Source organism: Bifidobacterium sp. (assembly GCF_050874245.1).
GTDB lineage: Bacteria > Actinomycetota > Actinomycetes > Actinomycetales > Bifidobacteriaceae > Bifidobacterium.
In genome coordinates, this window is record NZ_JBNMKH010000203.1 from 1 (window position 1) to 1,244 (window position 1,244).

The 1,244-nt window shown below is 56.8% G+C and carries 2 protein-coding genes; one reads left to right on the forward strand and one right to left on the reverse strand.

Features of this window, described 5'->3' with window-relative positions; genetic code table 11:
• Window positions 1–815: DUF3027 domain-containing protein (locus ACR0P8_RS09910; protein WP_432624877.1), on the forward strand; the 815-nt coding region annotated here is incomplete at its 5' end.
• 78 nt (window positions 816–893) lie between these two features.
• On the opposite strand, the gene ACR0P8_RS09915 is transcribed toward ACR0P8_RS09910, so the two are convergent.
• On the reverse strand, window positions 894–1,244 hold a 351-nt coding region (locus ACR0P8_RS09915; RefSeq protein WP_432624878.1), incomplete at its 5' end, for a universal stress protein.

A 1,244-nucleotide genomic window follows, 5' to 3' on the forward strand; every position in this document is an offset into this window, starting at 1 on the left:
AGGAATTCGACCTGTCCCGCAGGCACGTGTTGACTCCGCTTGGCCGGTCGCAGACCGCAAAACGTTGGTACGAAGGCCCACATGGGCCAAAATCGCTATCCACCAAGACGGCCGACGGCAATCCTTGCTCCACATGCGGATACTTCATTCCGCTGAAGGGTGAGTTGAACCTGCTGTTCGGCGTGTGCGCCAACAAGTGGAGCCCGGATGACGGCAGGGTCGTGTCCATCGATCATGGCTGCGGAGAGCATTCCGAAATCGATCCACCGGAGCCGTCGCATCTGTGGGTGCAGTCGAAGCCGGCGTTCGACGACATGCATATCGATATCATCGCCCAGGCGCCGCGTGACGAGCGGGGCTCCGTGGAGCTGATCGAACAGCTTTCGTCCGATGACGACCATAATCCGAATGAGGATGAGGAAGGTTCGGACGCGGACATCGAAGCCAACACCATCGACGACGACGCCAGCCAAGAGGATGTGCTTGAGCATGTGGCCTCCGACGATGCGCCTGAAGTAGAGACCACCGTCACCGTGGTCGACGAGAATAAGCCGGAAACGTCGGACGATACCGAATCGGCTGATACGGCTGAGCCGACTGAATCGGACGAGCCAGTCGAACAGATGGATGAGACGGTAGTTGAGCCGACTGCTGAAACCATCGAGCAAACGGAAAACAAATCGATGGAAGACGAATCGGTGGAAACCGAGTCAACAGAAGCCGAATCGGCGGAAACCGAACCGGCGGCGGCTGAAACAACGGAAAGCGAAATGACGGAAGCTGATTCGTCGGTCCAAGCCGAATCCGACGAATAATCGCCATCGTATATGAGAGGGCCACGTACCTGAATGTGTACGTGGCCCTCTCATATCTTGTTTTCTTTTTTTATGCGGTCAGTGCACGACGGTGACGGTGCAGTCTGCGAAGTTGATGATCTGCTTGGAAACCGATCCAAGGAAATGCGCGTCCAGACCGGACAAGCCGCGCGAACCGACCACTAGATGACGTGTGTAGCGGGAAGCCGCGATAAGCCCCTTCGAGGCGGGAATATGGAAAGCGTGCGATTCGATTTGGAAATCGTCGGGAATGTTCGCTGATGAAACCTGAACCGAATCGAGCAATTCATCAAGCATGCGTTCCGCCTGCGCCTGGCCGACGGAGATGGGAGCGACGGCGTTCTCATACCCTTTGACCACGCCCAAATCTTTCAGCTGCCAGCAGAACATGACCTGCAGGGGAGCGTG